Annotated in this window: 1 pseudogene; it reads left to right on the forward strand. The window is 65.7% G+C overall.

The annotated features are described in order from the left end of the window. Positions 1 to 67: 67 nt before the first annotated feature. A pseudogene (locus tag VBE63_RS28115) lies at positions 68 to 2,020 on the forward strand (muramidase); the annotation flags it as partial.

The following is a 2,020-nucleotide window of genomic DNA, read 5'->3' on the forward strand; positions in this document are numbered from 1 at the left end:
GACATTGTTTGCCGAGGGCACCGACCTGAAACGGAGCTATGAGCAAGCCAGCTTATCTGAGAACCAAATGGCAGGCATGCTGGCGACGGGGGCCAGCCTTGCCGGAGAAGGTCACTCGCGCAAGGCCATCAGCGCCGAGTTGCAGGGTCGATTGCAAAGCCAGTACCGCGTCGGCGACAGCCTATCGGGGGAGATCGCTGACACCATCGCGGCTCGGGTCAGTTCAGAGACGAGCTTCCAGACGAATCTCGCCGAGTCCGTCAGGCAGGATGCTCAGCAGGGCAACCGCAGTGTGTTCACCGAAGGCCTTAGCCGCCAGGACAGTGCTCAGCTACAAGAGAGCGCTTCCGATCTGGTCCAGGACAGCCGCGCCCATCAGCGTGCCGAGCGGCTGTCGCAGTCGGCCGCGGCCTCCGGCAGCTATCGCGCCGCCGAGGTCGGCCAGCGTCTGGCCAGCCAGCCCGCGTTGGCCCAGCAGGCCTATGGGGCCATCGATCGGCTTGGGCTGACCGGGGATCACGAACGGGTTGCGAGCTGGTACAACGCCATGGGTGTGTTCGCCAACCCCGAGCAGGCGCGCGCTGCGGCCGCGATGCATCTGCTGGCCGGCTTCGCACAGCCAGAGCGGGCACTCAGCGATGGCGAGCGCTTGCAAGCGCGCGAAACCGCGTTCGGCCTCCTGGGCGAGGCCTTCCATGGGCCTGGTGGGACGGGCGCTGATCCTGAGCCGGTCGGAGGGGTTGGCGGTTTCGGTGCAGGCGGGACGTTCGGATCGACACGCGATCAGGTGATGGGCGCGGGACTGTTTGATCCACGCGCGGCGGCGGCTGGGTTGGGCAATGGGGCCGGAGCAATCAGCACTGGCGCAGCGGGCGTCGATGCCTTCCATGCCGGAGCGCAGTCCCGTTTCGCGGGCGTCGAACAAGGACAGACGCAGCGGGTCGCGGCCGCGCGCGCGGCACACTGGGAGCGGCAGATCATCACCGAGGCCAACAGCTACCGCTCGCCGGCCGAGGCGAGCACCGATGCCCTCGCCGGCGGCATCGAGAACCTGCTGCGCCGCGGCATGATCAAGGGCGATCGCGCGATCGAGGCCTTCAATGGCCTGCTCAGCGGTCTGCAGAGCGGGGAGGGCTGGCAGGGTGCGGTGGCGGTGGCGCAGGCGCGCGAGCGTTATGGCGATGCGATTAGCACCCTGGCCGATTATCAGCTGCAGACGCTGCCACCGCAGGCGCTGACGGAGTCTCAGGAGGCGTTTTACCGCGGCCGGGTCGATTGGGCATGGATGGGCCATACCGCCCTCAGCGGTGTGGAGATCACACTCCCCTCGCATCAGGCGCAACTCGACCGGCTGATCGATGAGCACGGACCGGAGTTGGGCCAGGCGATCGCCGGGCAGTTGACTGACGCCGCGCACAGTCTCGACAACAGCAAGCTGACGGGCATCATCGCCTATAACCGGGCACAGTCTGTCGTCGATGAGTCGGAAAAAAAAACGTTGGAATCCGGCTCGACTAGCCAGGGACTGATCCATTTTGCGGTTACCGGTGGCGTTACCGGGCAGGTGCTCGATCTGGTCGCTGGTCCTGAGTCACTGGGCAACTACAATGCGCTCTATCGCGATGCCAATCAGTCGGCGTTGAACCTCAGTGACCTGACCCTTCACGAGATCCAAGCGCTGCAACAGCGCTTGGTCGCCGAGCGCGGCGGCTCGCCGGTGGGGCGCTATCAGATCATCGATGACACGCTCGACGATCTGATGAACCGGCTTGGACTCAATGGACAGGAACGCTTCACACCGGAACTGCAGGATCGCATGGCGATGACCCTCGCCCGCGATGCGGGGCTGGAGGCCTGGCAGGCGGGTCGGCTACCGGACGACGCCTTTGCGCATAACCTCTCGCGCATCTGGGCGGGCCTGCCGGCGGATGCGAGCAACCAAAGCTACTATGAGGGTGTGGCTGGGAATCGGGCGACGGTGGCCTGGTCGTCAGTGATGGATGGACTCGAACGGGTCCGA

Source organism: Lamprobacter sp., assembly GCF_034860625.1.
GTDB lineage: Bacteria > Pseudomonadota > Gammaproteobacteria > Chromatiales > Chromatiaceae > Lamprobacter.